Below are 3,948 nucleotides of genomic sequence, written 5' to 3' on the forward strand. Positions count from 1 at the left end.
GGCCACCCCCGTCGGCGCCCGCCGGCCACCTGGCCTCGGCGACATACGCATGGTGGACGTCACCGGAGAGCACAAGCACCGTCGCGGGCCCATCAGGCGCGGAAGCCACCTCCGCGACGAGGTCGGTGAACTCGGCGAAGGACTCGGTGAACGCCGCCCAGTGCTCCAGGTCGGCCCGGCGCCGCAGCCACTCCCCGAAGCGGGCCCAGCGGGCGCCCCTGACGCCCCGGCACAAGGCGGCGTCCCACGCCTCGACGTCGTGCACCAGATGCGGCAGCAGCCACGGCAGCGACGTACCGACGAGAAGGTGGTCGCAGGTGCCGGGCGCGTCGAGGGCCTGTTCGCGCAGCCAGGCGGCCGTGCCGGGGTCGAGCATGGCCCGCTGCTGCTCGTCGAGGACGCGGGCGGCGCGGGAGTCGACCATCAGCAGCCGTACGCGGCCGAAATCGCGCCGGTAGCTCCAGCGGACGGAGGCGGGGTCGGCGTCGGCGCGGGCGGCGAAGGCACGCAGCGCGTCGGTGCCGTCGGGGACGTCGCGCACGGCGGCGTGGACGGGGTCGGCGGCGAGTTCGGCGGGGGAGAGATTGCCGAGGTGCTGGTACACCCAGTACGACATGAGCGCGCTGACGATCCGCTCCCGCCACCACCCGGTGGCGCGCATGTCGGAGACCCAGGCGGCGGAGGTGTTCCAGTCGTCGATCACGTCGTGGTCGTCGAAGACCATCGCGCTGGGCACGGTGGACAGCAGCCAGCGCACCTCGGGGTCGAGCCAGGACTCGTAGTAGAGCCAGGTGTATTCCTCGTAGTCCGCGACCTGGGAGCCGGGCGGGTCGGACAGGCCGCGGCGGGCGTCGATACGGCGCCGTACGGCGGGGGAGGTCTCGTCGGCGTAGACCTGGTCGCCGAGCAGGATCAGCACGTCGGGGCGCTCGCCCTCGGGGTCGGCGGCGATCCGCCGGGCCAGGGCGTCCAGGGCGTCGGGGCCGACGCGGTTCTTCTCGTCGGAGGGGCGGGTGGCCCAGCGGCAGGAGCCGAAGGCGACGCGCAGGTCGTCGCCGGCGGCGGGGGCGTGGATCACGGACGGCGGGAGGGGGGAGCCGGGCAGCGGCCACACGCGTGTGCCGTCGAGGAGGACCTCGTACGCGGTGGCCGTACCGGCGGTCAGGCCCTCGACGCCGACGAGCGCGTAGTGGTGGCCCGCGACCTGGAAGGTGCGGGCGGTGCCGCCGGCGCCGTCTGCGCAGCGCACCTCGGTGGTGCACGGACGGTTCGTCTCGACCCAGACGGTCGCCGACGAGCCGTCGGTGTATCTCAGCAGTGGTCCCAGGCGCAGCGCTGCGGCCATGCGTCCCTCCTCCGTCGTTCCAAACGGTACGGAACGAGGGAGGAGGGCGGGGAGAGGCGGGGCGTCAGCAGCCCGACAGGTAGTTGGTGAGGGCGGTCTTCTCGGCGGAGTCGACGGAGAGGTCGTAGTAGTACTTCACCTGCACCCAGGCGCGGACGTAGGTGCAGCGGTACGCGGTGCGCGAGGGCATCCACTCGGCCGGGTCCTTGTCGCCCTTGGCCTGGTTGACGTTGTCCGTGACGGCGATCAGCTGGGGGCGGGTCAGGTCGTTGGCGAAGGCCTGCCGTTGGGAGGTGGTCCACTTGCTCGCGCCGGAGTCCCAGGCCTCGGCGAGCGGTACGACGTGGTCGATGTCGACGTCGGAGGCGGCGGTCCAGGTGGCGCCGTCGTACGGGGAGTACCAGCTGCCGCTGGTGGCGGCGCACGAGGAGTTGGTGACGACGTTCGTGCCGTCGCGCTTGAGGACGGTCTCGCGGGTGTTGCAGCTGCCGGAGATGGTGATCCAGTGCGGGAACAGGTCGCGGTTGTAGCCGGTGCGGTTCTCGGCGGCGACGGTGAGCTGGGAGAGGTAGCTGCGGGCGGTGGCGGCGCTGACCGGGGTGGGCAGTGCGGCGGAGGCGGACGGGGAGTCGAAGAAGGCGGCGGAGGCTATGAGAGCGGTGGCCGCGAGGGCGGTGCTCAGCCGTCGACGCGCGTAGAATCCGGGCATGCGAACTCCCTTGGACAGTGGGGGTGTTGGAGTGCGAGCGTGGGAATGCTCGCTGCGCCGCGTTGCGGGGAGATGAGCGCTCGGTGAAAATTTAACGACGTGTACATGTCATGCCAAGGGTCGTGACAAGACCCACACCGGATCCCCGGGAAACCTTTCATCGCCTACGATGGGAGGCGTTGAAGGGGAGTAGCCCTACGCCGGACCGTCGACATACTGCTCAGCTCATGTGCTGGGCCGGCGCCCGGAGGCGGACCGAAGTCCGCCGGCGAGACCTTCGGCAAGCAGTGCACGCCCGTGCCGTACGGCAGGGCGCCCCAGTGTGCTGCCCTGCCGAGGTGTCCCCGAAGACGGTGAGTGCTCTCGGCCGGGCGGCCCCGACCGATTGAGGACCCTTGATCAGCCTGACCGTGACGGCGCTCGTCTTCGGTGTCGTCTTCCTCGCCGAACTGCCCGACAAGACCGCCCTCGCCGGCCTCGTCCTCGGCACCCGCTACCGCGCCTCCTACGTCTTCGCCGGCGTCGCCGCCGCGTTCGCGCTGCACGTCGCCCTGGCGGTCGCGGCCGGCAGCGTGCTGACCCTGCTGCCGCAGCAGCTCGTGCACGCCCTGACCGGTGTGCTCTTCCTCGGCGGCGCGGCGATGCTGCTGCTGAAGAAGGACGAGGGCGAGGAGGAGATCCGCCGCCCCGAGAACCAGAGCTTCCTGAAGGTGGCCGGCGCCGGGTTCATGCTGATCCTCGTGGCCGAGTTCGGTGACCTCACGCAGATCATGACGGCCAACCTCGCCGCCCGCTACGACGACCCGCTCTCCGTCGGCCTCGGCGCGGTGCTGGCCCTGTGGGCGGTCGCCGGACTCGGCATCGTCGGCGGCAGGGCCCTGATGAAGCGCGTACCGCTGGCCCTGATCACCAAGATCGCGGCCCTGCTGATGCTGGCCCTCGGCGTGTGGAGCCTCTGGGAGGCGATCGCGGGCTGAGACCCGAGCCCGGGAAGCGAGGCGGTGGCGCGACGCCTCCCCATTTTGTACCGTAGAGAAACAAAGTGGCTCCCGCCCGTTCTCCCTGACCGGCGGGCGGGGCCGCCTTGCCCCCGCGGGAGGCCCCGTCCGCCGAACCCGCCCCCACGCACCTGGAGCTGCCGATGACGGCCACAGTCCTCACCGCCCGTGCCCTGCTGCTCGACATGGACGGCACCCTCGTCAACTCCGACGCCGTCGTCGAACGCGTCTGGCGGCGCTGGGCCGAGCGGCACGGGCTCGACGGCGACGAAGTACTCAAGGTCGTCCACGGCCGTCAGGGCTACGCCTCCATGGCGGTACTGCTGCCCCACCGCCCCATGGAACAGAACCACGCCGAGAACGCCCGCCTCCTCGCCGAGGAAACCGCCGACACCGACGGCATCGTGCCGGTGCCGGGAGCACCCGAGCTCCTCGCCGCCCTGCGCACCGGCGGCGTCCCGCACGCCCTGGTCACCTCGGCCGACGTGGCCCTGTCCACAGCTCGCATGACCGCGGCCGGCCTGCCGCTGCCGGAGATCCGCGTCACAGCGGAATTCGTCGGCGCGAGCAAACCCGACCCGGAGGGCTTCCTCAAAGGCGCCGCGGAACTGGGCGTCGCCCCCGCCGACTGTGTCGTCTTCGAGGACTCCGGCGCCGGGATCGCGGCGGGGCGCTCCGCGGGGATGCGGGTCGTCGGCGTCGGCGACCGGGCGCGGCCGTACGAGCCCGATGCGTGGGTACGGGACCTCACGGAGCTGCGCGTCGAGGCGGCCGACGGCGGGGTGCGGCTGCGGGTGGGGTGACGGCACCCGGCGTCTGCGGGCTGCGCCCGCTGGACGGAGGGGCTGGAGCGCCGCGCTCCTTGTGGGCACCCGGCGTGGGGGCGGGCGTAGGGG

At 72.2% G+C, this 3,948-nt stretch carries 4 protein-coding genes; 2 read left to right on the forward strand and 2 right to left on the reverse strand.

Translation table 11 applies throughout. From position 1 onward, the window contains the following. Window positions 1–1,345, reverse strand: a 1,345-nt coding sequence (locus MTQ10_RS28665) for an alkaline phosphatase D family protein (RefSeq protein ID WP_247473261.1), incomplete at its 3' end; no start/stop codon positions are given. 64 nt (window positions 1,346–1,409) lie between these two features. Further along, on the reverse strand, window positions 1,410–2,054 hold the full coding sequence (locus MTQ10_RS28670; RefSeq protein WP_247473262.1) for an HNH endonuclease family protein: 645 nt from the start codon (window positions 2,052–2,054) through the stop codon (window positions 1,410–1,412). Between the two features lie 395 nt (window positions 2,055–2,449). On the opposite strand from MTQ10_RS28670, the gene MTQ10_RS28675 reads away from it, so the two are divergent. Beyond that, entirely contained in the window at window positions 2,450–3,031 is a 582-nt protein-coding gene (locus MTQ10_RS28675; RefSeq protein WP_247473263.1) for a TMEM165/GDT1 family protein, read from the forward strand. A gap of 164 nt (window positions 3,032–3,195) precedes the next feature. Beyond that, window positions 3,196–3,855: an HAD family hydrolase gene (locus tag MTQ10_RS28680; protein ID WP_247473264.1), complete on the forward strand. Its 660-nt coding sequence runs from the start codon at window positions 3,196–3,198 to the stop codon at window positions 3,853–3,855. The last annotated feature ends 93 nt before the right edge of the window (window positions 3,856–3,948 follow it).

Origin of the sequence: Streptomyces sp. XM83C (genome assembly GCF_023072675.1) — a bacterium.
GTDB classification, from domain to species: Bacteria; Actinomycetota; Actinomycetes; order Streptomycetales; family Streptomycetaceae; genus Streptomyces; species Streptomyces thermocoprophilus.

Excerpts from the sequence above, each read along its gene's own strand:
- MTQ10_RS28680 (WP_247473264.1), top strand. The coding sequence starts at position 3,196 with ATGACGGCCACAGTCCTCACCGCCCGTGCCCTGCTGCTCGACATGGAC.
- MTQ10_RS28670 (WP_247473262.1), bottom strand. The coding sequence starts at position 2,054 with ATGCCCGGATTCTACGCGCGTCGACGGCTGAGCACCGCCCTCGCGGCC.